The organism is Acinetobacter sp. GRABPA_MV_2 (assembly GCF_056725885.1).
Map to the genome: position 1 here is coordinate 58,689 of NZ_JBWZNA010000011.1, position 24,587 is coordinate 83,275.

At 39.2% G+C, this 24,587-nt stretch carries 22 protein-coding genes; 12 read left to right on the plus strand and 10 right to left on the minus strand.

All coding sequences use genetic code 11. The features are described from left to right. The first annotated feature begins 38 nt into the window (after positions 1-38). The 6 genes from ACXM0J_RS11150 (at position 39) to ACXM0J_RS11175 (ending at position 7,847) form a co-directional block, all read left to right on the plus strand. Positions 39-1,157, plus strand: a complete 1,119-nt coding sequence (locus tag ACXM0J_RS11150) for a CaiB/BaiF CoA transferase family protein (protein WP_086265204.1) — start codon at positions 39-41, stop codon at positions 1,155-1,157. Positions 1,158-1,312: 155 nt separating this feature from the next. Further along, positions 1,313-2,545 (plus strand): carbohydrate porin, encoded by a 1,233-nt coding sequence (locus ACXM0J_RS11155; RefSeq protein WP_086265246.1) that lies wholly within the window; start codon positions 1,313-1,315, stop codon positions 2,543-2,545. A 174-nt stretch (positions 2,546-2,719) separates the two neighbouring features. Beyond that, entirely contained in the window at positions 2,720-5,125 is a 2,406-nt protein-coding gene (locus ACXM0J_RS11160) for a glucose/quinate/shikimate family membrane-bound PQQ-dependent dehydrogenase (RefSeq protein WP_017400275.1), read from the plus strand. 165 nt (positions 5,126-5,290) lie between these two features. After that, complete coding sequence (locus tag ACXM0J_RS11165) at positions 5,291-6,934, plus strand: nitrite/sulfite reductase (protein WP_086265203.1); 1,644 nt, start codon at positions 5,291-5,293, stop codon at positions 6,932-6,934. Next, positions 6,927-7,412, plus strand: coding sequence for a DUF934 domain-containing protein (locus ACXM0J_RS11170; RefSeq protein ID WP_002116122.1), 486 nt, complete (start codon positions 6,927-6,929; stop codon positions 7,410-7,412). Before ACXM0J_RS11165 ends, ACXM0J_RS11170 begins: the two co-directional genes overlap by 8 nt. An 81-nt stretch (positions 7,413-7,493) precedes the next feature. After that, a complete protein-coding gene (locus ACXM0J_RS11175) occupies positions 7,494-7,847 on the plus strand; it encodes a DMT family transporter (protein WP_086265202.1) in 354 nt (117 codons plus the stop codon). Between the two features lie 51 nt (positions 7,848-7,898). Here the strand turns inward: ACXM0J_RS11175 and ACXM0J_RS11180 are convergent, their stop codons facing one another. The 3 genes from ACXM0J_RS11180 to ACXM0J_RS11190 form a co-directional block, all read right to left on the minus strand. Next, the gene (locus ACXM0J_RS11180; protein ID WP_086265201.1) at positions 7,899-8,342 is read right to left on the minus strand and encodes a VOC family protein; all 444 of its coding nucleotides are present in this window, start codon (positions 8,340-8,342) and stop codon (positions 7,899-7,901) included. Between the two features lie 129 nt (positions 8,343-8,471). Next, positions 8,472-9,647, minus strand: a complete 1,176-nt coding sequence (locus ACXM0J_RS11185; RefSeq protein WP_086265200.1) for a thiolase family protein — start codon at positions 9,645-9,647, stop codon at positions 8,472-8,474. Between the two features lie 108 nt (positions 9,648-9,755). Then, on the minus strand, positions 9,756-10,271 hold the full coding sequence (locus ACXM0J_RS11190; RefSeq protein WP_086265199.1) for a GspH/FimT family pseudopilin: 516 nt from the start codon (positions 10,269-10,271) through the stop codon (positions 9,756-9,758). Between the two features lie 379 nt (positions 10,272-10,650). On the opposite strand from ACXM0J_RS11190, the gene omp38 reads away from it, so the two are divergent. Further along, positions 10,651-11,676, plus strand: a complete 1,026-nt coding sequence (omp38, locus tag ACXM0J_RS11195) for an outer membrane protein Omp38 (protein WP_017385600.1) — start codon at positions 10,651-10,653, stop codon at positions 11,674-11,676. A 123-nt stretch (positions 11,677-11,799) separates the two neighbouring features. Here omp38 and ACXM0J_RS11200 read toward each other — a convergent pair whose 3' ends face one another. From ACXM0J_RS11200 to ACXM0J_RS11220, 5 genes are all read right to left on the minus strand, one after another. Further along, entirely contained in the window at positions 11,800-11,958 is a 159-nt protein-coding gene (locus ACXM0J_RS11200; protein ID WP_057104707.1) for a hypothetical protein, read from the minus strand. Between the two features lie 3 nt (positions 11,959-11,961). Beyond that, the gene (locus ACXM0J_RS11205; protein ID WP_086265198.1) at positions 11,962-13,167 is read right to left on the minus strand and encodes an RtcB family protein; all 1,206 of its coding nucleotides are present in this window, start codon (positions 13,165-13,167) and stop codon (positions 11,962-11,964) included. A gap of 264 nt (positions 13,168-13,431) precedes the next feature. Next, positions 13,432-14,892 (minus strand): amino acid permease, encoded by a 1,461-nt coding sequence (locus ACXM0J_RS11210; protein ID WP_086265197.1) that lies wholly within the window; start codon positions 14,890-14,892, stop codon positions 13,432-13,434. Between the two features lie 21 nt (positions 14,893-14,913). After that, positions 14,914-15,927 (minus strand): methyltransferase, encoded by a 1,014-nt coding sequence (locus tag ACXM0J_RS11215; RefSeq protein ID WP_069036186.1) that lies wholly within the window; start codon positions 15,925-15,927, stop codon positions 14,914-14,916. Positions 15,928-15,990: 63 nt separating this feature from the next. Next, complete coding sequence (locus ACXM0J_RS11220; protein WP_002116159.1) at positions 15,991-17,349, minus strand: uracil-xanthine permease family protein; 1,359 nt, start codon at positions 17,347-17,349, stop codon at positions 15,991-15,993. Positions 17,350-17,527: 178 nt separating this feature from the next. Here ACXM0J_RS11220 and typA point away from each other — a divergent pair, with 178 nt between their 5' ends. From typA to ACXM0J_RS11235, 3 genes are all read left to right on the plus strand, one after another. Beyond that, a complete protein-coding gene (typA, locus tag ACXM0J_RS11225; RefSeq protein WP_002116501.1) occupies positions 17,528-19,363 on the plus strand; it encodes a translational GTPase TypA in 1,836 nt (611 codons plus the stop codon). Positions 19,364-19,618: 255 nt separating this feature from the next. After that, positions 19,619-20,050, plus strand: coding sequence for a large conductance mechanosensitive channel protein MscL (gene mscL, locus ACXM0J_RS11230; RefSeq protein WP_086265196.1), 432 nt, complete (start codon positions 19,619-19,621; stop codon positions 20,048-20,050). A 135-nt stretch (positions 20,051-20,185) separates the two neighbouring features. Next, positions 20,186-20,530: a gamma-glutamylcyclotransferase family protein gene (locus tag ACXM0J_RS11235; protein ID WP_086265195.1), complete on the plus strand. Its 345-nt coding sequence runs from the start codon at positions 20,186-20,188 to the stop codon at positions 20,528-20,530. 14 nt (positions 20,531-20,544) lie between these two features. Here ACXM0J_RS11235 and ACXM0J_RS11240 read toward each other — a convergent pair whose 3' ends face one another. After that, positions 20,545-20,835 (minus strand): peptidylprolyl isomerase, encoded by a 291-nt coding sequence (locus tag ACXM0J_RS11240; RefSeq protein WP_002051379.1) that lies wholly within the window; start codon positions 20,833-20,835, stop codon positions 20,545-20,547. A 19-nt stretch (positions 20,836-20,854) separates the two neighbouring features. After that, positions 20,855-21,679 carry a bifunctional DNA-formamidopyrimidine glycosylase/DNA-(apurinic or apyrimidinic site) lyase gene (mutM, locus tag ACXM0J_RS11245; RefSeq protein WP_002133839.1) on the minus strand — a complete coding sequence of 275 codons (825 nt, stop codon included), beginning with the start codon at positions 21,677-21,679 and terminating at the stop codon, positions 20,855-20,857. Positions 21,680-21,754: 75 nt separating this feature from the next. Here mutM and ACXM0J_RS11250 point away from each other — a divergent pair, with 75 nt between their 5' ends. Both ACXM0J_RS11250 and ACXM0J_RS11255 read left to right on the plus strand, forming a co-directional pair. After that, entirely contained in the window at positions 21,755-22,321 is a 567-nt protein-coding gene (locus tag ACXM0J_RS11250; RefSeq protein ID WP_086265194.1) for a DNA-3-methyladenine glycosylase, read from the plus strand. Between the two features lie 134 nt (positions 22,322-22,455). Next, on the plus strand, positions 22,456-24,585 hold the full coding sequence (locus ACXM0J_RS11255) for a TonB-dependent receptor family protein (RefSeq protein WP_199964130.1): 2,130 nt from the start codon (positions 22,456-22,458) through the stop codon (positions 24,583-24,585). Positions 24,586-24,587 lie beyond the last annotated feature (2 nt).

Below are 24,587 nucleotides of genomic sequence, written 5' to 3' on the forward strand. Positions count from 1 at the left end.
TATAAAAGAAAATTCGAATAATAGTGGTTAAAAATACGATGACGACAGCATTAAATGGACTTAAAGTTCTCGATTTCTCGACGCTCTTACCAGGACCTTTTGCCACAATGTATTTAGCCGATATGGGGGCAGAAGTCATCCATATCGAATCTCCATCACGTCCTGATTTAATCCGAATCATGCCGCCATACGCAAATGGTCAAGCAACAGCACATAGTTATCTAAACCGAAATAAACAGTCGATTGTTCTGGATTTAAAGGATAAGGCGAGTATTGATCTAATTAAAGCCAAAATTTCTGAGTTTGATATTGTCATAGAGCAGTTCCGACCTGATGTCATGCGCCGTCTCGGACTAGACTACGCGACACTTGCCGAAATTAACCCGCGTCTCATTTATTGTTCAATTACAGGATATGGACAAACAGGAAGCTATAAAGACAGGGCTGGGCATGACATTAACTATTTAGCTTTAGCTGGTATTGCTGGATATAGCGGCCGACAAGACAGTGGTCCGCCACCGCTCGGTATTCAGGTTGCAGACATTGCAGGTGGTTCACTTCATGCTGTCATTGCGATTTTAGCTGCGGTCGTCGAACGCGGACGTAGTGGAATGGGACAATATATTGATATTTCTATGACCGATTGTGTTGCTAGCCTAAATAGTATGGCGGCATCCGCCACACTTGCTGCACAGGTTGAACAGGCACCTGAGCATGGCATGCTCAATGGTGGCATTTTCTATGACTATTATATGACTCAAGATGGCCGTTATTTTTCAATAGGTAGTCTTGAGCCACAATTTATGTCTGGTTTATCAGTGGCGCTTGATTTGCCTTTATTATTACAAAAAGGTGCTTCCTTAGATGTAGAAGACAGACAGGAAGTTAAACAAGCCATTCAAGAGAAAATCAAAACGAAATCATTTAAAGAATGGCATGAAATTTTTGCAAATCTTGATGTGTGTGTAGAACCTGTTTTAAGCTTAACAGAGTCCTTAAACTCGCCTTTAGCACAAGAACGTGGATGGATTGTGGATGTACCTTTGCAAAATAATGCGACGGTTACAGAACCACAATTGGCTTGTCCAATTAAGTTTTCAAGATCGGAAATGAGATATTCCTTTATTGGTCAAAAACTTGGTGAAGGGCAGTGGTAAACAGCTGAGGCCATTTTTCATACAATGTGTATTAAGATTATTATTAGATTAATCAATTGATTAACATTTTGAATAATTTCTTTACATAAAATTAGCGTACCCTTAATAAACAAAGACATAAAAGGTATGTAAACATGAAAACACATAAATCCTTGATGGCTTCCTGTTTATCCGTTTTATCAATTACTCTTTTTATACAGCATGCACAAGCTGCTGCTGCATTCGACCCAAATAGTCCTTGGATGTTGGGTGATTGGAACGGTCAACGCACCGCGTTACAAGCACAAGGTTATGATTTTTCTTTTGGATATACCGGCGAATATGCCGGTATTTTAGATTCAAAAAATACATCTACGCATGGTAGTGCTTATACGGGGCAACTGGCATTAGGAACTCATTTTGACCTAAATAAAATTTTAGGTTGGCAAGATACTGAAGCTCAAATCACATTAACATATCGTGATGGACAGTCCCTTTCTGAACATTCACCAGCTTTAGCAGGGCACTTAAGCTCGGTACAAGAAGTGTGGGGGCGTGAGCAAACTTGGCGTTTAACCGATTTATGGATTAAGAAAAAATTCATGGATCAAAAATTAGACGTTAAAGTCGGTCGTTTTGGTGAAGGTGAAGACTTTAACAGTTTTGACTGTGATTTCCAGAATTTAGCGCTTTGTGGTTCGCAAGTCGGTAACTGGGTGGGTGATCAGTGGTATAACTGGCCGGTTAGCCAATGGGCAATGCGTGTTAAATATAACTTGCAACCTGACTTATATACTCAAGTTGGTGTATATGAATATAATCCAGAAAATCTGGAGCGAGGCAAAGGTTTTAACTTAAGTACTGATGGTTCTCACGGTGCAATTATTCCTGCCGAAGTGGTTTGGTCACCTAAATTAGGTGCTCAAAGTATGGCGGGTGAATACCGTTTAGGTTATTACTACAGCACCGCTGATGCCAAAGAAATTGCAGATGAAACCAAAAACTCTCATAAACAAGGTGTTTGGATAACTGCAAAACAAAAATTATTCCAGCCTGCTGATCAAACAGATCGCGGTTTAACAGGTTTTGTGAACCTGACTTTCCACGACTCTGATACCAACAAAATTGATAACATGCAAAATGTAGGCTTGGTCTATAAAGGTTTGCTCAATCAACGTCCTCAAGATGAATTGGCACTCGGTGTTGCTCGTATCCATATCAATGATGATTGGAACGATGTTCAAACTAAAGAATATGACACCGAATACAATACCGAGCTTTACTACGGTATTCATGCCACTAACTGGTTAACTATTCGTCCAAATGTGCAATATGTTCGTCATGTTGGCGCATTAAAAAATGGTGATAACACTTGGGTTGGCGGTATTAAATTCTCAACTGCATTCTAAGCGTAATTACTCCGAAAAACGGATTGTCGAGGGCTAACTCATTAATTGAATTATCCTGACCTTCCGTTTTTTCTTGATGCCTGAATTTGTTTTAGATGTATTGGTGATGCCATTTTTCTATAAGATTCTTGGCACATCTTTCCTATAAAAATGATGATTGATAAGAGGTGGTTTATGAATCAACCTACTTCAAGATCAGGTTTAACGACTTTTACCGTAATTATTATTGGGTTACTGGCGTTATTCCTGTTAATTGGAGGTATTTGGCTCGCTACACTAGGCGGTTCAATTTACTACATTATAGCTGGAGTATTACTCCTCATTGTTGCATGGCAACTTTACAAGCGTGCTTCTACTGCTTTGTGGGTTTATGCTGCATTAATGCTAGGAACTATTATCTGGAGTGTCTGGGAAGTTGGAACAGACTTTTGGGCGCTTGCACCACGTTTAGATATTTTAGGTATTCTTGGTTTATGGTTATTGGTTCCGGCTGTAACTCGTGGAATCAACAACCTTGGATCAAGTAAGGTTGCCTTATCTTCAACTTTAGCAATTGCAATCGTGTTGATGGTTTATTCTATCTTCAATGATCCGCAAGAAATTAATGGTGAAATCAAAACACCTCAACCAGAAACAGCTCAAGCCGTGCCTGGTGTTGCTGAAAGTGATTGGCCAGCTTATGGTCGTACTCAAGCAGGTGTGCGTTATTCTCCATTGAAACAGATCAATGATCAAAACGTAAAAGACTTGAAAGTTGCTTGGACTTTACGTACTGGCGATCTTAAGACAGATAACGACTCTGGCGAAACGACTAATCAGGTTACACCGATTAAAATCGGTAATAACATGTTTATCTGTACAGCTCACCAGCAGTTAATTGCGATTGATCCTGCTACAGGTAAAGAAAAATGGCGTTTTGATCCGAAACTTAAAACGGATAAATCGTTCCAGCATTTAACTTGTCGTGGTGTGATGTACTACGATGCAAACAATACAACTGAATTTGCAACGAGTCTTCAAAGCAAGAAATCTAGCTCTACACAATGTCCACGTAAGGTATTTGTACCAGTCAACGATGGTCGTTTAGTGGCTGTAAATGCTGACACTGGTAAAGCATGTACTGACTTTGGTCAAAATGGTGAAGTGAACTTGCAAGAGTTCATGCCATATGCGTATCCAGGCGGTTACAACCCGACATCTCCTGGTATCGTGACTGGTTCAACTGTCGTGATTGCAGGTTCTGTAACAGATAACTACTCAAATAAAGAGCCATCTGGTGTGATTCGTGGATATGACGTTAACACTGGTAAACTTCTTTGGGTATTTGATACTGGCGCAGCAGATCCAAATGCGATGCCGGGCGAAGGTACTACTTTTGTTCATAACTCACCAAACGCGTGGGCACCTTTAGCATACGATGCAAAACTTGATATCGTTTATGTACCAACAGGTGTAGGTACACCAGACATCTGGGGTGGTGACCGTACCGAGCTGAAAGAGCGTTATGCAAACTCAATGTTAGCGATTAATGCTTCTACTGGTAAATTAGTGTGGAACTTCCAGACAACCCATCATGATTTATGGGATATGGACGTACCATCACAACCATCTTTAGCCGATATCAAAAACAAAGCTGGCCAAACTGTTCCTGCAATCTATGTATTGACGAAAACAGGTAATGCCTTTGTGCTTGATCGCCGTAATGGTCAACCGATTGTTCCTGTAACTGAGAAACCAGTTCCACAAACAGTTAAACGTGGACCACAAACTAAAGGTGAGTTCTATTCAAAAACTCAGCCATTCTCTGACTTGAACTTGGCACCACAAGATAAATTGACTGATAAAGACATGTGGGGTGCCACTATGCTTGATCAGCTCATGTGTCGTGTATCTTTCAAACGTCTAAATTACGATGGTATTTATACGCCACCATCTGAAAACGGTACTTTAGTTTTCCCTGGTAACTTGGGTGTGTTTGAATGGGGCGGTATGTCAGTTAATCCTGATCGTCAGGTTGCTGTAATGAACCCGATTGGTCTGCCATTCGTAAGTCGTTTAATTCCTGCTGATCCAAACCGTGCACAAACTGCAAAAGGTGCAGGAACTGAGCAGGGCGTACAACCGATGTACGGCGTACCGTATGGTGTTGAAATTAGCGCATTCTTATCTCCGCTTGGTTTACCTTGTAAACAACCGGCTTGGGGCTATGTAGCTGGCGTTGATTTGAAAACTCATGAAGTGGTATGGAAAAAACGTATTGGTACAATTCGTGACAGCTTGCCGAACTTGTTCCAGTTACCAGCTGTGAAAATTGGTGTGCCTGGTTTAGGTGGTTCAATTTCTACTGCCGGTAATGTTATGTTTGTTGGTGCAACTCAAGATAACTACTTACGTGCGTTTAACGTCACGAATGGTAAGAAACTTTGGGAAGCGCGTTTACCAGCAGGTGGACAAGCAACACCAATGACTTATGAAATCAATGGTAAGCAATATGTTGTAATCATGGCTGGTGGTCATGGTTCATTTGGTACGAAAATGGGCGACTATTTAGTGGCTTATGCTTTACCAGATAACAAATAAAAAGCTTTTATAGAAAGGGCCTGGATTTATCCGGGCTTTTTTATGTCGATTTATATTAAAGCTTATCAATAAAACCGCTATTAAATATGCAAAAAAAGCATTTTATTGATGAATAAAAGCTCGCTATGCTATCCGCCTTAATAATGAATCTACTAGCCATACGCCATGTATTTATATACCGATTTCGACCAGCAGCTGGTTAATGAACGAGTTGCTCAGTTCCGTGATCAAACAGAACGCTATTTAGCTGGCAAACTTTCTGAAGATGAATATCGTCCATTACGTTTGCAAAATGGTTTATATGTGCAACGTTATGCGCCTATGCTGCGTATAGCTGTGCCGTATGGCTTAATGAATTCTAAACAATTACGTAAAGTTGCCGAAGTTTCAACTGCTTATGACCGTGGTTATGCACATGTATCTACGCGTCAAAACATTCAATTAAACTGGCCTGCACTTGAAGATGTGCCAGACATTTTGGCTGAACTTGCAACTGTACAAATGCATGCCATTCAAACCAGTGGTAACTGTATTCGTAACACGACAACTGACCAATATGCAGGTGTGGTTGCTGGTGAAATTGCAGACCCACGTCCAACATGTGAGTTGATTCGTCAGTGGAGTACATTCCACCCAGAATTTGCATTCTTGCCACGTAAGTTCAAAATTGCTGTTTCTGCACTTGAAGAAAAAGATCGTGCGGCAACTGCATTCCACGATATTGGTGTTTATATCGTGCGTAATGAAGCGGGTGAAATTGGCTACAAAATTATGGCTGGTGGTGGTTTAGGCCGTACCCCAATCATTGGTAGCGTTATCCGCGAGTTTTTACCACGTGAAGATTTAATTGCTTACTTAGAAGCGGTTTTACGTGTTTATAACTTGCATGGTCGTCGTGATAACAAATATAAAGCGCGTATCAAAATTCTAGTTAAGGCATTAACTCCTGAAGTGTTTGCACAAAAAGTTGAAGCTGAATTCGAACATATACGTGAAGCATTGAAGATTCAGCCAGAAATCTTGAAAAAACTGGATGAAGAATTCACACCATTTGACTATCAAGATTTAGCAGATGAAGACTTCACAGGTTTATTTGCTGAGCATCCAAAATTCAAACAGTGGTTTAATATCAACACACATGCGCATAAAGTGAAGGGCTATCGTATTGTTACGATTTCTTTAAAACGTGCAGGTATTGCACCAGGTGATATGACCACCGAAGAAATGAATTTTATTGCAGACCTTGCTGATAAATATACATTCGGTGAACTTCGCACGACTCATGAACAAAACATTGCTTTGGCAGATGTACCCCAAAAGGATTTGTTTGATGTATGGCAAGCGCTTGAACAACAAAATATGGCGCGTGCACATATTGGTTTTATTACCGATATCATTAGTTGCCCGGGCGGTGATTTCTGTTCGCTTGCAAATGCAAAATCAATTCCAATTGCTGAAGCGATTACACGTCGTTTTGATGACTTAGACAAAGTTTATGATCTTGGTCATTTAGATCTAAATATTTCTGGTTGTATGAATGCTTGTGGTCATCACCACGTAGGTAACATCGGTATTTTAGGTGTAGATAAGAAAGGCGCTGAATTCTACCAAATTACATTAGGTGGTAATTCTGATCATGATGCATCAATCGGTGACATCTTAGGGCCATCATTTGCAGCAGATGCTGTGCCTGATGTCATTGAAGAAGTATTAAATACTTATCTTGATTTGCGTACTGAAGGTGAGCGTTTTGTTGATACATATCGCCGTGTAGGAATTCAACCATTTAAGGAGCGTGCATATGCTTAATACAGCTCTACCAGTGCTTTATAAAGATGGCACGATTGCAGATAATACTTATCAAATCATTGCTGAAGATGGTGTTATTCCCCAAGGTGATGTTGTGGTCACAACAGCTCAATTGGATCAATTAGCTAACGTTCAAGGCAAAAAAGCTTTGTATGTAACTGTAAATGATTCACCTGAAGAGCACACATTTCCATTAAGTGAACTTGATGCAATCTTCATTGAGTTTGCAGGCTTTGGTGATGGTCGTGGTTATTCATTCGCTGCACTATTGCGTCGCCAAGGTTTCCAAGGTGAATTGCGTGCAACTGGTGATGTGTTTAAGGATGTCTTAAACTACTTAAAACGTTCAGGTTTTGATAGTTTTGTGATTAAAGAAGGTAAAGATGTGCAAGAAGCGGCAGCTGGTTTGCAAGACTTTACCAACCCATATCAAGCTTCAACAGCCGTACCGCAAGCAAGTTATCAAACTGGTGCTTAAATAGTTTTTAAATATAAAGGCTGAACTCAGGTTCAGCTTTTTTTATGAATAATTTTTAAATGACTCAACTGAAGAACAAAAATGTTTGGTTTAATTTCAAAAATAAATCCTGGTGCTTGGTGGCTACTTTTTGCTATTGCGACAGATGTACTCTCAACATTTTATTCTGCTAAGGGGAATGGCTTAGTCAATAAAACAGCGCAGGGCATTGCTCTGGTTTTGTATATTATTTCTTTTGCATGCGCTGCTATTGCTTTGAAATATATGCAAGCTGGAATCTTATATGTGCTTTGGTCTGGGATAGGTGTATTAGCAACAGCTTTTTTGGCAAAGATTTTTCTTGGTCAGAATATTGATATGGCAGGATGGGTGGGAATTGGTTTTATTACTGTAGGTCTAATGATTATTGCGCAATATTCCAATATCGATGTTTAAAGCCCTTATAGAAATAGTAAGTATCTCTATAAGGGCTAAATATTGAAAATATTAGGTGTCAAGCTGACAGTTAATCATCCACTTTATACCGAACTGATCGGTAAAAGCACCGTACAATGCACCCCAGAACGTTTTTTCTAAAGGCATTTCAATTTGACCATTAATAGATAAAGCATCAAAAAGTTGTTTTGCTTTTTCTTGCTCATCTTTTTCGAGATTGATCGAAATGTAGTGATTATTTCCTTGGGTAAAAACGCTGTTAGGGGCACAGAACTGATCATTTGTATCTGAGGCCATAAGCACAGTGTATTCATTAATTGGTAGAGACACATGCAGAACTAGATTTTTGTCAGCTTCAGATAGAGTCACGCCCTCGGTAGGTGGCATATCACCATATCGGCTTAACATACCGAATTCACCGCCAAATACTGACTTATAAAAATTAAAAGCTTGCTCTGCCTGACCTTGGAAATTGAGATAGTGATTGAGTTGCATTGTTATTGTCCATTATTGTTTTCGTTTAAAGGAATAAGTTAAAACTTAAAAGTGATTTTGTGGGTCATTTTTTGTAGTTTTTTCATAAAAAATCCCACCGAAGTGGGATTTAAAAATAATGAATCTGGATTAAATGAGTTCAATTGCAACCGCTGTTGCCTCACCACCACCGATACAGAGTGCAGCAATACCTTTTTTACCGCCAGTACGTTTGAGTGCGTGAATAAGAGTAAGAATAATACGAGAACCCGTAGAACCTACTGGATGACCTAGGGCGCAAGCACCACCATTGATATTCACTTTCTCAGCATCAAGTTTGAAATCATCAATTGGACACATTGTAACCATAGCAAAAGCTTCGTTAATTTCCCAAAGATCGACGTCTTGAGCATTCCATCCCGCTTTTTTAAGAACTTTTTCAATAGCACCAACTGGAGCGATCGTAAATTCTGAAGGATGCTGAGAGTTTGACGCTGTCGCGATAATTTTCGCAAGTGGTTGTAAACCGCGCTGTGCTGCAACTTCACATGAAGTTAATACTAATGCAGACGCACCATCCGAAATAGAACTTGCATTCGCCGCGGTAATTGTACCGTCTTTTGCAAAAGCTGGTTTGAGTGAAGGAATTTTATCAATTTTAGCATTTAAAGGTTGTTCATCCTGATCAACAACGACGTCACCTTTACGACTAGGTACGGTAACTGGAACGATTTCATCTTTAAAATAGCCTTCAGTAATTGCTGTTTGAGCACGTTTCAAAGAGCGAATCGCAAAGTCATCCATTTGTTCACGTGTATAGCCACGAGTATTGGCCATATCTTGAGCAAACGAACCCATTAAACGCCCCGTTTCAGCATCTTCAAGCCCGTCAAAGAACATATGATCTTTAATTTCACCATGGCCCATACGGTAGCCAGCTCGTGCTTTTGGTAAAACATAAGGTGCATTTGTCATAGACTCCATACCGCCAGCAACAACAACTTCAGCACTACCTGCTTTAATCATATCAGCGGCTTGCATAACAGCTTTCATGCCAGAGCCACACAGCTTGTTAATCGTTACGGCACCTGTAGAGTCCGGTAAACCAGCTTTACGCATTGCTTGACGAGCAGGGCCTTGTTTTAAACCAGCAGGAAGAACACAGCCCATAATAACTTCTTCGACATCAGTAGGCTGTAAACCTGCTCGTGCGATAGCTTCTTTAATCGTTACAGCACCTAATTCAGGCGCTGTAAGTCCTGATAGTGATCCTTGAAAACCACCCATGGCAGTACGAGCACCATTCACAATTACGATGTCAGTCATTGTTGTAATCTCCGATTGTTCTTAATCTCAAAATAAGAAATGTTTAAAACCTAGGCAGTATATTGCAAAAATTAAAGAGAGATATCTTCTGCATTAGACTGTAGAGTTCTAACAATTTTTAATGTCTTCTAAACGCGTGTGTCCCATTTTGCTGAGGACTAATTTAAAGTTTTTAAGCTGATTATAAGAACAATAAGTAAAAGTACCGTTAGATTCACGTGGGAGGCCTGTGTCGCCCTGAAATACAATACTATTTAGATTTTTTCCAAACTTTTGAAATTTTAAAGAACCATAGTGATGGTCAAGTTCAACATTGGATAATATTTCCTCATTATTTTCTCTTTGTAGATTCTGATTTATGTCTACAAAACTTATAAGGCTTGTATCCCAGTTACTATTACAAATAGACAAATCAACACTTGGGCAAAGTACGACATTTTTATGTCGTAGAATTGCGTCGTATTTGGCTTTTTGTATATGAATTGTGAGTAGTCGAGACGAATTTTTTAATTCTACAGAAGCCATAAATTGATGGTATAAAGGTAGCGCTATAGTGACCATAATCATAAAAATTGCGAGCGTTATTATGAATTCCACCAACGTGAAACCGGGAGATTTAAACATTAAAATTCCTTAATATATGAAGAAATATTTTGATTTTATGCTTTCTATCAATGATTTATAATGATTTTTATAGTGAGGAAACACAAAATTAAATAAAGGTTATCAGGATGCTAGAATACTGGTAAAATCACCGTAAGCGAAAGAAAGAAGTTGTTCATATTTGCTAGTTGAGTGAAAAATTACCGAATTACAACGGAAATTGTAAGTAATTTTGTCAATAATTTACTTGATTAAAATTATCAAGCACTTGGAAAGTCTATCAAGTGTTTGTATGATTCAAATGTGAATAGCTTAAAAATAATACTGGGGTAAAAATATCTCAGGGGCCAATAAATTTAGGCTGAGCTTGAACAACAATTGTTATCTCTGGAGGATATCCATGAAATTGAGTCGTATTGCACTTGCTATGCTTGTCGCTGCTCCATTAGCTGCTGCTAATGCGGGCGTAACTGTTACTCCTTTACTAGTAGGTTATACTTGGCAGGATAGTGACCACAACAACGATAAATTAACAAGTCATGCTGAATTACAAGATGATTTATTCGTTGGTGCTGCACTAGGTGTTGAATTAACTCCTTGGTTAGGTTTCGAAGCTGAATATAACCAAGTTAAAGGTGATCTTGAAGGTACTGGCGTAGCTGGTTCTGAATATAAGCAAAAAACTATTGCTGGTAACTTCTACGCTACCTCAGATTTAATCACTAAGAACTACGACAGCAAATTCAAGCCGTATGTATTATTAGGTGCAGGTCAAACTAAAACTGAGTTTGATGGTATCTATGAAGACAAGAAAGATACTATCGGTAATGCCGGTGTAGGTGCTTTCTATCGTTTGAATGATGCATTATCACTTCGTACAGAAGCTCGTGGTACTTATGATTTTGATGAGAAATACTGGCGTTATACAGCTCTTGCTGGTTTAAACGTAGTTCTTGGTGGTCACTTGAAGCCTGCTGCTCCTGTAGTAGAAGTTGCTCCAGTTGAACCAACTCCAGTTGCTCCACAACCACAAGAGTTAACTGAAGATCTTAACATGGAACTTCGTGTGTTCTTTGATACTAACAAATCAAACATCAAAGACCAATACAAGCCAGAAATCGCTAAAGTTGCTGAGAAGTTAACTGAATACCCTAACGCTACTGCACGTATCGAAGGTCACACAGATAACACTGGTCCACGTAAGTTGAACGAACGTTTATCTTTAGCTCGTGCTAACTCTGTTAAATCAGCTCTTGTAAACGAATACAACGTTGATGCATCTCGTTTGTCTACTCAAGGCTTCGCTTGGGATCAACCGATTGCTGACAACAAAACTAAAGAAGGTCGTGCTATGAACCGTCGTGTATTCGCGACAATCACTGGTAGCCGTACTGTAGTTGTTCAACCTGGTCAACAAGCTCAATAATTTGAGTTTTTGAACAGTAAAAAAGCGACTCGTTAGAGTCGCTTTTTTTATTGCAATTTTTAAAATAATTAGTCATTTGTAAATCTCCTTATTCTTAATTTTTTCAATCATTACTTAAAATATTTACCACACACCTTTTTTCAATTGCTGTTTAGTATCTTGTCTATCTCTACGATGCTGTGCACGAGGTTTCTCCGTTTCATGCATTCCACCTTTGTGAAGTAAAGGGGAAAGAGCCACTTGATTACGAACTTTGATCTTTGGCATTTCTTTAATTTTCATGCTTTAACCTTTAATACATAAAACTTGTTTAAGAGTGTGAATAACTTCAATGAGGTCAGTCTGATTTGCTATAACTTCATCAATATCTTTATAAGCACTTGGGATTTCATCTACTACTCCGCTGTCTTTACGGCACTCAATACCTTGGGTTTGTTCAATAAGATCTTGCTGATTAAAAAGAACTTTTGCTTTACTTCTGCTCATCTTGCGACCAGCTCCATGGGAACAAGAACAAAATGATTCAGGATTTGCTTTGCCTTTAACAATATAAGATCGTGCTCCCATTGAACCAGGAATAATACCTAGCTCATCTAAGCCCGCTCTAATTGCACCTTTTCGGGTAATCAATAAGTTTTCGCCAAAATGTGTTTCACGGCTTACATAATTATGATGACAATTAATCGCTTCTTTTGTCATTTGAAAAGAAGGGAGAAGAGGGCGGATCGCTTCTAAAATTAATCGCATCATCTCTTTACGGTTTTCAAAAGCATATTCTTGTGCCCACTCTACAGCTTCTACATAATCATCAAAACTTTTTGAGCCTTCAGCAAAATAACTTAAGTCTTTATCAGGTACATGGCCAAAGCGATGCTGAGCTTCTTTTTTGGCTAACTCAATAAAGTAAGTACCAATAACATTACCAAGCCCTCTGCTACCTGAATGTAGCATTACCCATACGTCTTGATTCTCATCAATACATAACTCTATAAAGTGATTACCACCACCCAAAGTCCCAAGTTGCTTTTGCCATGTTGTATCAAATTGTCGAAGCATTCGGACAAGACCAGGATGCTTTTTGATAATTGGTTCTAAGCGTTTTTCAAGTGGAATAATGCTAGAAGCTTTCGCTTTGACTTGTTTATGCAAAGCAAAGCCAACAGGGACTTTACGTTCAATTGCATCACGCAAACGACTTAAGTTATCAGGTAAATGCGAAGCCTTTAAACTCAAGCGAATTGCATTCATCCCACATCCAATGTCAACTCCTACAGCAGCAGGAATAATGGCGTGTTTGGTTGGAATAACACTACCTACAGTAGCGCCTTTACCCACATGCACATCAGGCATAACTGCAATGTGAGAATAGATGAATTGCAGCTGAGCCATTTTTTTGAGTTGTTCTATACTTTCACTATCTATATCTGGAGTGAAAATTTTAACCGGAACACCATAGAGTGCCTCTTCGTTTAATATTTTTTGTATGCCCATAATTTTTCTCTTATTTTTGTCCGAGTAGGCATAAAAAAACCTAGCGAATGCTAGGTTTTAAATTTAAGCATTCGGACAAGTGGTGTGAATTTGTACACTTGTCCGTGAGCTGACATCGTGCCAAATTATTTAATCTGTTTTACCTTGTACTAATGGCATGATGTCCTCCTTATTTAAAAGTGCCGTTGAAAATCTGAACGGCATTTTACGCTTTTTAAATCGAAGATCAAGCTTTTGATCTTCGATTTACTTTAATGACGAGTTTTAATCTTGCTCAGGTTTGACGTTCATTTGATCGTAAGAGATCAATTTGGTTTTATTTTTCCACTTATAACCTAACCAAATGATCAAGAACAATGGCAAGCTAATATAAGTTGAAAGTAAGCCTAACCAATCGATTTTTCCACCTAAAATGGCTTGATAGTTCTGCCCTAAGATGATGATTGAACAGAGAATAAATGCAAACCAAGGTGCAAATGGGAAAAACTTGGCACGATATGCTAAATCTTCTAATTTATAGCCTTGAGCAATATATCCTTTACGGAAACGATAGTGTGAAATCGCAATTCCTAACCAAACAATGAAACCACACATACCAGACATATTGAGTAGCCAGTTAAATACTTGCTTTTCTCCAATAAAAGTCGTCAAGAAGCAAAAAGCGGCAATAAATGTGGTGGCATAGAGTGCATTCATCGGAACGCCACGACCATCGAGTTTTGCAAACCACTTTGGTGCACGGCCTTCTTGAGCCATTTTAAACAACATGCGAGTTGAAGAATACATGCCTGAATTACCTGCTGATAAAATAGCGGTAAGAATGACAGCATTCATTAACCCCGCAGCGAAAGCAAAGCCTACTCTTTCATAAAGCAATGTAAACGGAGAAAGTGCGATATCTTCAGTGGCAGCTGCTTGCAATAAATTTGGATCATCATAGGCAATCAGAGTGCCGATAATGAAAATACATAGGATATAGAATAATAAGATTCGCCAGAAAATCTGTTTGATTGCAAGTGGAATTGTCTTCTTTGGATCTTTTGATTCGCCAGCAGCAACCCCAACCATTTCAGTTCCTTGGAAAGAGAATCCGGCAATCATTGCTACACCAATCATGGCTTGTAAACCGCCTACAAAAGGTGCCTCTTTGTAAGTCCAGTTCCCGAATGTTGCAACACCAGGAGTTAGCATAATCTTGATGATCATGGCTAAGCCAATAATAATGAATGCAACAATCGCAATCACTTTTACCATTGAGAACCAGAATTCGCTTTCGCCAAATCCCTTTACTGTCATTGCGTTAATCATAAAAATAACGGCAAGGAATAGGGCACTCCAATAGAACCCCGGAATATCAGGGAACCAGAACTTCATAATAAACTGGACTGCAACAAGTTCGAATGCAACTGTAATTGCCCAGTTATACCAATAGTTCCAGCCTAGAGCGAAACCAAAGCCTTCTTCGACATAACGACTGCCATAAGTAAAAAAGGCGCCAGATGTTGGTGTATGAGTTGCAAGCTCGCCTAAGCTGGTCATTAAGAAGTAAATCATAATACCAATCAGAGAGTAGGCGAGTAGCGCTCCACCAGGACCAGCATTTGCAATTGTTGATCCAGAAGCAAGGAAGAGGCCTGTACCAATGGAACCACCAATGGCGATCATATTCAGATGACGAGCCCCAAGCTTACGCTGGAGTTTTTCAGGAGCATGTGTTTCGCTCATGGAGATTCCTTACATAGTTTGTTATGCACAGGCATATAACACCTTAAAGCCTTGAAGATCAGTTTTAATCTGGCACTGACCAAAGTGCTTCTCAATTAAGATCGGATAGTTTAAAAAACGGTTTGCTACAATCCATAGCTCACCTGATGCCTTTAAATGTTTTTTAGCGTTTTGGCAGAGTCCTTCACTTGCATCATAGTTGGTATGAATACCTTGATGGAAAGGGGGATTACTGACAATGGCATCGAGTTCTGTTGGAGCGTCTGCAATACCTGTGACAGGCTGCAATCTCAACTGGTCTGACCCTATTCCATTTCGACTAAAAGTCATTTCCGTTGACCGTAAAGCGAAAGCATCAATATCTAGGGCATGAATAATATTACTTGAATTTATTTTTGCCAAATAGCAACTGATAATTCCAGCACCACACCCGAAGTCGGCAATTCTACCTGATTTCACCTGATTAAGATAAGGGAGTAAAACAGCTGTTCCGACATCTAGATGATTTTGGCTAAATACACCGGGAAGGGCACAAATCGTAAGCTCTTGTTCATTAACATGAACATTGTAAGTTTTAAGCCAACTTTCGAGAGGTTTAAGCTGTTCTGTTTTTTCAATTTTTAAGTGCCATAGCTGACAGTGACGTGCACTATCAAGTTTAAGTACTTTGCCGAAGCTTTGTAATTGTTTGGCAGCGCGTTCAACACCACCTTTTTTCTCACCTACTAAAAAAACAGACTGAGCAGTTTTAAGATTGCTCATTACGACATGCAGTATGTAATTTAACAGTTCTTTAGATTTCGGAACAAAAATGATCGCTTGATCGAATTCTTGCAATGGAAACTCAACTGAGAAATGCGCATTTGTTCCACTATTTATAAAGCTCTGGTAGTCGGCATAGTTCCATGTCCAGACTGACGCATCAACCTCAGTAGGTAATTGACTGACTAAGGCATCATTCGGTGCATTAATTAACAAGATTCTACCTTTTAAATAGTCTTGTTGTCTTAATACCACTTCACTTCTAGGATCCATGTACATCTCTCATGAAGAAGAATGCCCAGTGGAAACTGGGCAGTAATCAAAATTAAAAAATAGTTATTTGTGTGTTTCAGGAAGTACAACATTTAAAATTAATGCTGCTATACCACCTGTCGCTACGCCAGAGCTGAAAATATTTTTAAATAATTCTGGTAGGTGTTCCAAAATTTGAGGAACTTGAGCAACACCTAAACCTAATGCAAGTGAAATTGCGATAATTAAAAGTGCTCGGCGATCTAAATGAATCGATGAGAGGATGTTAATCCCTGATGCCGCCACGGCACCGAACATGACCATCACTGCACCACCTAAAACCGCTTGAGGAACTGCTTGTATTACACCGGCTACTGCTGGAAATAAACCTAATAAAATAAGTAAAGCAGCAATCCAGATACCCACATAACGACTAGCTACACCAGTGAGTTGAATTACACCATTATTTTGAGCAAAAACAGAACTAGGGAAAGTGTTAAATAAGCCTGCGAGTAAAGAGTTCGCGCCATTCACTAAAACGCCACCTTTAATACGCTTCATCCATTCAGGGCCATTAACGGGTTGGTTTGAAAGTTTACTGGTCGCAGTAACATCACCAATCGCTTCTAAAGATGTGACTAAATAAATAAAAGCCATTGGAATGAATAAGCCCCAAGAAAAGCTTAAACCAAAATGCATCGGCGTTGGAATCTGTACAAGAGGCGCATCTTTAATACCTGAGAAATCTAGGTAACCCATAAATCCTGCAAGAATGTAACCAATCACTAAAGCAATTAAAATTGCTGAGCTTTTAATCCACACCACTCGGATACGGTTTAGCACAATAATAATAGCAAGTACGGTACATGACATAATAAGGTTGTCTGCACTTGCAAAAGTATGGTCTTGCATGGCTTGGTAGCCACCACCCATACTAATCAAGCCTTCCTTAATAAGCGTTAAGCCAATTAATAAAACAACAATTCCAGTTACCAAAGGAGTAATTAGTCTTTTTACCCATGGAAGAATTTGCGAAACACCCATTTCAATAAAGGAGCCAGCAATTACTACACCAAAAATTGCGGCCATAACTTGGTTTACAGGCGTTCCTGCGGCAACCATTGCACTACCAATACCAATAATTGGACCAATAAAGTTAAAGCTTGTACCTTGTACAATCAGAAGGCCAGCACCAAAAGGGCCAACTTTTTTACATTGAAGAAATGTAGCAATACCCGAAATCACCAAAGACATCGATAAAATCATGTTGGTTTCTGTGCGTGATACGCCTAAAGCTAAACAAATTAAAAGCCCTGGTGTAACAATTGGTACAATAATCGCAAGCAAATGCTGGAAAGCTGCTAAAAAAGCGATCAAAGGTTTTGGTCGATCATCTAAGCCATAAACAAGGTCAAGATGGTCTTGAGAGTGTTGATTGGACATGGGTGTAGGTCCGCCGCAATTTTGCAAATTGGCGCTATTCTAATCGAGATACCTATCTTTACAAAACGAAATACAGGCTATTGGAAAATTTTTTTGTCAATGTCAATAAACTGTCACTACTCAAGAGTAGTGTTTTTCTGTATAATTTGCCCTCAAATTTCAGGCGTTTCGAATTTTCATGTCAGATATCAAAAATCTCCGTAATATCGCAATTATTGCGCACGTCGACCACGGGAAAACCACACTTGTCGATAAACTACTTCAGCAATCTGGTGCTCTCGGTGAACGAGCAGGCGAGATTGAGCGTGTCATGGACTCAAATGCGCTTGAAAGTGAACGTGGTATTACCATTCTTGCAAAGAACACTTCTATTACTTGGTTAGATAAACGTACTGATACAACTTACCGTATCAACATCGTGGATACCCCGGGACACGCCGACTTCGGTGGTGAAGTAGAACGTGTTATGTCGATGGTTGACTGCGTATTACTTTTAGTTGACTCTCAAGAAGGCCCAATGCCACAAACTCGCTTTGTGACACAAAAAGCCTTTGCTCGTGGTTTAAAACCAATTGTTATTATCAACAAAGTTGACAAACCAAGTGCGCGTCCAGATTGGGTTATTGATCAAGTATTTGATTTATTTGATAACCTTGGCGCAACTGATGAGCAATTAGATTTCCCAATCGTTTATGCATCAGGTTTACGTGGTGTAGCGGGTCCTGCTCCAGAAGAACTTGCAGAAGACATGACTCCGTTGTTCGAAACGATTGTAGACATCGTTGAACCACCAGCAGTTGATGTTGATGGTCCATTCCAAATGCAGATTTCATCACTTGACTATAACAGCTTCGTAGGTGTTATCGGTGTTGGTCGTATTCAACGTGGTTCCGTAAAATTAAATACTCCTGTTACTGTAATTGACAAAGAAGGCAATACACGTAACGGTCGTATCTTAAAAATCATGGGTTACCATGGTTTAGAGCGTATTGATGTTGAATCAGCATCTGCTGGTGATATCGTATGTATTACTGGTATCGACGCACTTAACATTTCTGACACGATTTGTGATCCGAAAAATGTTGAAGCATTACCAGCTTTATCTGTAGATGAACCTACAGTATCTATGACTTTCCAAGTAAACAACTCTCCGTTTGCTGGTAAAGAAGGTAAGTTCGTAACTTCACGTAATATCCGTGAACGTCTTGATCGCGAATTAATTCATAACGTAGCTTTACGTGTTGAAGACACTGACAGTCCAGACCGTTTCAAAGTATCTGGCCGTGGTGAACTTCATCTTTCAGTTTTAATTGAAAACATGCGTCGTGAAGGTTTCGAAATGGGCGTATCTCGTCCACAAGTAATCATCAAAGAAATTGATGGTGAAAGACAAGAGCCTTACGAAAACGTAACTTTTGACGTTGAAGAACAGCATCAAGGTGCTGTAATGGAACAAATGGGTCACCGTAAAGGCGAGATGACCAATATGGAAGTTGACGGTAAAGGCCGTATCCGTATTGAAGCAACTGTACCTTCACGTGGTTTGATCGGTTTCCGTTCTGAATTCTTGACCATGACTTCTGGTACAGGGATCATGACTTCAAGCTTCTCGCATTATGGTCCTGTTAAACAAGGTACTGTTGCGAAACGTCAAAACGGTGTATTGATCTCTATGGTTCAAGGTACTTGCTTGGGCTATGCATTGTTCAGTTTACAAGACCGTGGTCGTTTATTCGCTAAACCACAGTTAGAAGTTTACGAAGGTATGATCGTGGGTATTAACTCTCGTTCAGACGATATGGTTGTAAACCCGACTAAAGCGAAACAATTAACTAACGTTCGTGCATCTGGTACAGATGATGCTTTAACTTTAGTACCTGCAATTGAATATACGCTTGAACAAGCGCTTGAATTCATTGAAGACGACGAATTAGTTGAAGTAACACCTAAATCAATCCGTATCCGTAAGCGTTATTTAACTGAAAATGAACGTAAACGTAACCGTGATAAATAATTTTTCTTAATTGAAAAAGAAGAAACCGCTAAATTAATTTAGCGGTTTTTTTAATCGTTATATTTGAAATTAAAGTAAGCTTAAAATCATATTTTTCTTGTAAACGAATATGTTGTTAAAGTGTGAAATAGCTTTCTTTTTTTGATAAAAATATTAAATTATCAATATCATGGCGAGAACTATCTAATTCGATAAGATGCCAATGAAAAAGAAAAATATGACGTGTTTCTGCCCCCGACATCTGGAGATGTTTAGATGAGTATTATTCAAGAATTTAAAGAATTTGCCGTTAAAGGCAATATGATGGATTTAGCCATTGGTGTGATTATTGGTGGTGCTTTTGGCAAAATCGTGGACTCTTTAGTAAAAGATATTATCATGCCACTTATCACTGTAATTACTGGCGGTGGTGTTGATTTTTCACAAAAATTCATTGTATTAGGTGCAAACCCTAATAACTTACAATCTTTAGATGCTTTGCAAAAAGCAGGTATTAATGTTTTAACTTATGGTAATTTCCTCACCATTTTAATTAACTTTATTATTTTGGCGTGGGTTGTGTTCTTAATGGTGAAATTATTAAATAAACTTCGCCGTAATAAAGAAGAGCCAGAGGCTCCAGCTGCAACTCCAGAAGACATTCAATTGTTGCGTGAAATTCGTGATGAGTTAAAAAAGCAAGTTTAATAAGATTTGAAATAAAAAACGGTGCCTTGAGTACCGTTTTTTATTACTTAGTATTTTATGTTGTACTAAAACTATTGGTAACATTGCCAGTAGAGAGAATTTCAATTCAGCATATTGTAAAAGGTATATAAATTAATGAATCAGCTTTTTGTGTATGGCACTTTATGCCCGAATAAAGCCAATGCTCATATTTTAGAGCAGATTGGTGGTAACTGGACGAAAGCTAGTGTACGAGGAGTGATTCATATTTTAGATTGGGGGCCAGACAAAGGTTTAAAAGCGCTTGAGTTAGATTCGCAAGCAGATTGGGTACAAGGCTATTTATTTAGCTCTGAAAAATTGGCTGAAAATTGGCAGATGCTTGATGACTTTGAAGGTTTTCAATACCAGCGTGTCATTGCAAATATAAAATTAGAATCAGGTGAATATGTTAAAGCCTGGACATATCAGCTGAATGCACAGGCTTCTGAAAAACGATAGTTAAAATTATGGAATCAACGTAAGCTGCCCATTCTAAATTTAACTTCTAAAAGATGATAGCCAAACTGGCTTTTAATAGGGCCTTGCAACACGCGTTCAGCAGCCGTAAAAACAACTTTGTCAATGACGGGTACTAATTGACCTTTTTTGACTTCACCAAGTTCACCGCCACGTTTTGCTGAATTACAGGTAGAGTATTGCTTGGCAAGTTTGGCAAAGTCAGCGCCACTTTGTAGCTTCTTTTTTAGCTGCTCAGCTAAGTCTTTATCTTTGACTAAAATATGTCGGACAATTGCTGTTTGCATGTTGTCTTCCTCCAAAAAATTAAGGCTTTCTCAGCTTTTTAAGCGGTTGGCACTGTGGGCAAAATACGCTGGCACGCTGACCAAGTTTTAAGTTTTCTAATGTGGTTTCACAGTTAACACACATTTCTCCAGCACGGCCATAAGCGAGTAATGTTTGTTGGAAATAACCATTTTCACCCATGGCATTGCTGTAGTCTCGTAATGTAGAGCCACCTAGATCAATGGCCGACTTTAAAATGCGCTTAATCTCGACAACAAGTTTCTCAATTTGTTGCATGCTTAAGTCACCAGCGGGCTGTGCTGGGTGAATACCAACATTAAATAAGCTTTCAGTTGCATAGATATTGCCTACACCAACAACTACATGATTATCCATGAGTGCAATTTTTATGCCGACAGACTTATTCTTGAGTTTTGAAGCTAAATATTCCGCATGAAAGTCGGTACTTAGAGGCTCAGGCCCTAAAGTATCTATGAGTTTGCCTTGAGTCTCGTGGTTAAGCCAAAGAATACAACCAAAACGGCGAGGGTCATGGTAACGTAATTGCTGATCTTCAAATTGAATAATCAGATGATCATGCTTTCTCAGTTCATCATTTGGCTCGGTCAGACGAAAGCTTCCTGACATACCTAAATGCCAAAGCATTTGATCTTGTTCAAACTCTGCCAAAATATATTTTGAACGTCGATTTAACCCGATGAGACGTTGTCCGACAAGTTTCTGAACATCATCTGGTATAGGCCAGCGTAAGCTAGGATTACGTACTTCAACACTAAGAACTTTTTGATTCAATAAGGGAAATAAACTGGTTTTGGTGGTTTCGACTTCGGGTAACTCAGGCATGCCAACTCGCAGAATTAACAGATATACTGGATTAATCAAGTATAACGTGTGGTATGTAATATTTCAGAGAATACTATGTCAGATATTTTACCATTAAGCTGGTTTCAACGAGAAACCTCAGAAGTGGCTTATGATTTAATCGGCTGCGTATTGTGTAAGCGACAACCTGACGGCCAAGTGATCCGCTGTACAATTAGTGAAACTGAAGCTTATTTGGGTGTTCGTGATAAAGCCTGCCATAGTTACAATGATAAACGTACAGCTCGAACAGAGGTAATGTATGGCCATGGTGGTACGATTTACGTCTACTTAATTTATGGCATGTATGAAATGCTTAATATTATTACTCAAACAGAGGGTGTACCTGAAGGAGTGATGATTCGTTCTGCGTTTTTAAATAATGCTTCAACCAAAAAAGACCATAAGCTTTTAGCTGGGCCCGGCAAATTGACACGCTATTTAGGTATTGATCGATCTTTAAAAGGACAAATCTTGGGAGAGGAATCTGGATTATGGATTGAGGCGGCATCAACACAACCAGAAGTAGTGCTAACGCCACGTATTGGAATTGATTATGCCGAAGAAGCAAAACATTGGCCTGAACGATATTGTTGGAAAGATCATCCATCTTTGAGTCGATAATTTTAATCTGGAAATCAGTTTTTAGATATCGATGAAGAGTGTTCCAGATTTACAACAATGCAGATCGAATTCAATATCCAGACAAGACACAGCTTTTTGTTATGATAACTACAATATAAATAAAGGAAATAAGCATGTCCTTATTACGCTTAGACCGACTTCATTACTGTATTTTGATGAGTATGGGCTGTATTTCTAGCCCACTTGTTTGGGCAGAAGATTTAACACAAGATGTAACTGTATTGCCAACATTACATGTGGAAGCAACCCGTACCGATACAACCTATTTGCAGACACCGGCTTCGGTTTTTCGAATAGATGCACCTCAAGTTGATACTTCTTCACAAGTAAATTTAACTGAAGTTGTGAAGGGTGTACCGAGTTTACAGATTCGTAATCGTGAAAATTATGCACAAGATTTACAGCTCTCTATGCGTGGTTTTGGTGCACGTTCTACTTTTGGTGTCCGTGGTATTCGCCTTTATGTAGACGGTATTCCTGCAACAATGCCGGATGGACAAGGCCAAACCTCTAATATTGATTTAAGTAGTCTGGACCATGTCGAAGTTCTAACAGGACCTTTTTCTTCACTTTATGGAAACTCATCTGGCGGAACGATTTTAACGTCTACTAAAGAAGGGCAAGGGAAAGATTCAATTGAGCTGAGTTATTCGGGTGGAAGTCATGATAAAAGCCGAGCTGGACTCGTGCTACAAGGTGGGGCAAAGGATGCTAATGAACCAAGTTATGTTATTAGTTCATCGTATTTCGATACTGATGGTTACCGAGAACATAGCGGTGCAGAAAAAGTACTAAATAATGCAAAGCTCAGTTGGAATCTTGATGATGGTAGCAAAATCAATTGGGTAACCAACTATGTAAAAATTCATGCAGACGATCCGCAGGGTTTAACGCATGACCAGTGGAATGCTAATCCAAAGCAACAAGTTCCATTTTTAAAGCAATTTAATGTCCGTAAAGACATTGAACAAACTCAAACGGGTGTGACATGGTCTAAACCGATTAATGATAAAAATGAACTCTATGCCATGGCATATTTAGGTAATCGTCAAGTTACTCAATATCAATCTATTCCTAAATCAACACAAGATGCCAGCATCAATCATGCAGGCGGGGTGATTGATTTTGAACGTAATTATTATGGTGCTGACTTCCGTTGGACGGGCAAAGAGTTACTTCCTAATACCACGCTAAGTGTCGGTGTCGCACTCGATGCAATGGATGAAGATCGTAAAGGTTTTGAAAACTTTAATTTGGTAAATGGTCAACCTTCTTATGGTGTCAAAGGTAATTTGCGCCGTGATGAAGATAATACGTTGTGGAATATTGACCCCTATTTACAAGCGTCATGGCAGTTCTTACCAACGTGGCGTTTAGATACAGGCGTACGCTATAGCAATGTCCATTACAAATCTAAAGATAACTATTTAAGTAATGGCGACGATAGTGGTAAGACTGATTACAGTAAAGTTTTGCCTTCGGCTGCTTTAAGCTGGCAAATTTTACCTGAACTCATGGCCTATGTGAGTTATGCCAAAGGATTTGAAACGCCAACTTTTACTGAAATGGCATATCGCCCAGATGGAGAGAGTGGTTTTAATTTTGATTTGATCGCATCCACAAGCGATACCTATGAAACAGGCTTAAAATCACAAAATCGTTTAGGTGATTTCACTTTGGCACTGTTTCAGACTAAAACCAAAGATGACATCGTTTCAGCAGGAAACTCAAATGGCCGATCAACGTTCCGTAATGCAGATAAAACTTTACGTGAGGGCGTAGAGTTTGCATGGAATAAAAAGTTGTGGCGAGATTTAACAGCAACTGCTAGTTACACATATTTAGATGCAACTTTTGATGCTGATATTCCAGCTTTAGGAAGTATTGCTCAAATTCCAGCGGGCAATGCTATCCCTGGAATTGCTAAAAACCAAGCTTATGCCTCTTTGGCTTGGCAGCCATCGCACGGTTTATATGGTGGTGTAGATGTACAGTATATGGATAAAGTATACGTGAATGATACCAACAGTGACGCAGCGCCAAGCTACAGTGTAACCTCAGCTAATGTGGGTTATGCATGGGTAATGGGTGACTGGAAAGTGAATAGCTTTGCCCGTGTAGATAACCTATTTGATAAAAACTATGCAGGTTCAGTGATCGTAAATGATGCTAATGGACGCTACTTTGAACCAGCGGATGGACGTAACTGGAGTGCAGGTTTACGTGTAATTAAGCAATTCTAGGA

What these genes read in the sequence shown, in the direction of transcription:
- typA (WP_002116501.1), top strand. Translation starts at nt 17,528, where the DNA reads ATGTCAGATATCAAAAATCTCCGTAATATCGCAATTATTGCGCACGTC.
- mscL (WP_086265196.1), top strand. Translation starts at nt 19,619, where the DNA reads ATGAGTATTATTCAAGAATTTAAAGAATTTGCCGTTAAAGGCAATATG.
- mutM (WP_002133839.1), bottom strand. Translation starts at nt 21,679, where the DNA reads ATGCCTGAGTTACCCGAAGTCGAAACCACCAAAACCAGTTTATTTCCC.
- ACXM0J_RS11150 (WP_086265204.1), top strand. Translation starts at nt 39, where the DNA reads ATGACGACAGCATTAAATGGACTTAAAGTTCTCGATTTCTCGACGCTC.
- ACXM0J_RS11190 (WP_086265199.1), bottom strand. Translation starts at nt 10,271, where the DNA reads ATGTTTAAATCTCCCGGTTTCACGTTGGTGGAATTCATAATAACGCTC.
- ACXM0J_RS11155 (WP_086265246.1), top strand. Translation starts at nt 1,313, where the DNA reads ATGGCTTCCTGTTTATCCGTTTTATCAATTACTCTTTTTATACAGCAT.
- ACXM0J_RS11250 (WP_086265194.1), top strand. Translation starts at nt 21,755, where the DNA reads ATGTCAGATATTTTACCATTAAGCTGGTTTCAACGAGAAACCTCAGAA.
- omp38 (WP_017385600.1), top strand. Translation starts at nt 10,651, where the DNA reads ATGAAATTGAGTCGTATTGCACTTGCTATGCTTGTCGCTGCTCCATTA.
- ACXM0J_RS11200 (WP_057104707.1), bottom strand. Translation starts at nt 11,958, where the DNA reads ATGAAAATTAAAGAAATGCCAAAGATCAAAGTTCGTAATCAAGTGGCT.
- ACXM0J_RS11255 (WP_199964130.1), top strand. Translation starts at nt 22,456, where the DNA reads ATGTCCTTATTACGCTTAGACCGACTTCATTACTGTATTTTGATGAGT.
- ACXM0J_RS11165 (WP_086265203.1), top strand. Translation starts at nt 5,291, where the DNA reads ATGTATTTATATACCGATTTCGACCAGCAGCTGGTTAATGAACGAGTT.
- ACXM0J_RS11205 (WP_086265198.1), bottom strand. Translation starts at nt 13,167, where the DNA reads ATGGGCATACAAAAAATATTAAACGAAGAGGCACTCTATGGTGTTCCG.
- ACXM0J_RS11185 (WP_086265200.1), bottom strand. Translation starts at nt 9,647, where the DNA reads ATGACTGACATCGTAATTGTGAATGGTGCTCGTACTGCCATGGGTGGT.
- ACXM0J_RS11215 (WP_069036186.1), bottom strand. Translation starts at nt 15,927, where the DNA reads ATGGATCCTAGAAGTGAAGTGGTATTAAGACAACAAGACTATTTAAAA.
- ACXM0J_RS11220 (WP_002116159.1), bottom strand. Translation starts at nt 17,349, where the DNA reads ATGTCCAATCAACACTCTCAAGACCATCTTGACCTTGTTTATGGCTTA.
- ACXM0J_RS11175 (WP_086265202.1), top strand. Translation starts at nt 7,494, where the DNA reads ATGTTTGGTTTAATTTCAAAAATAAATCCTGGTGCTTGGTGGCTACTT.
- ACXM0J_RS11240 (WP_002051379.1), bottom strand. Translation starts at nt 20,835, where the DNA reads ATGCAAACAGCAATTGTCCGACATATTTTAGTCAAAGATAAAGACTTA.
- ACXM0J_RS11235 (WP_086265195.1), top strand. Translation starts at nt 20,186, where the DNA reads ATGAATCAGCTTTTTGTGTATGGCACTTTATGCCCGAATAAAGCCAAT.
- ACXM0J_RS11160 (WP_017400275.1), top strand. Translation starts at nt 2,720, where the DNA reads ATGAATCAACCTACTTCAAGATCAGGTTTAACGACTTTTACCGTAATT.
- ACXM0J_RS11210 (WP_086265197.1), bottom strand. Translation starts at nt 14,892, where the DNA reads ATGAGCGAAACACATGCTCCTGAAAAACTCCAGCGTAAGCTTGGGGCT.
- ACXM0J_RS11170 (WP_002116122.1), top strand. Translation starts at nt 6,927, where the DNA reads ATGCTTAATACAGCTCTACCAGTGCTTTATAAAGATGGCACGATTGCA.
- ACXM0J_RS11180 (WP_086265201.1), bottom strand. Translation starts at nt 8,342, where the DNA reads ATGCAACTCAATCACTATCTCAATTTCCAAGGTCAGGCAGAGCAAGCT.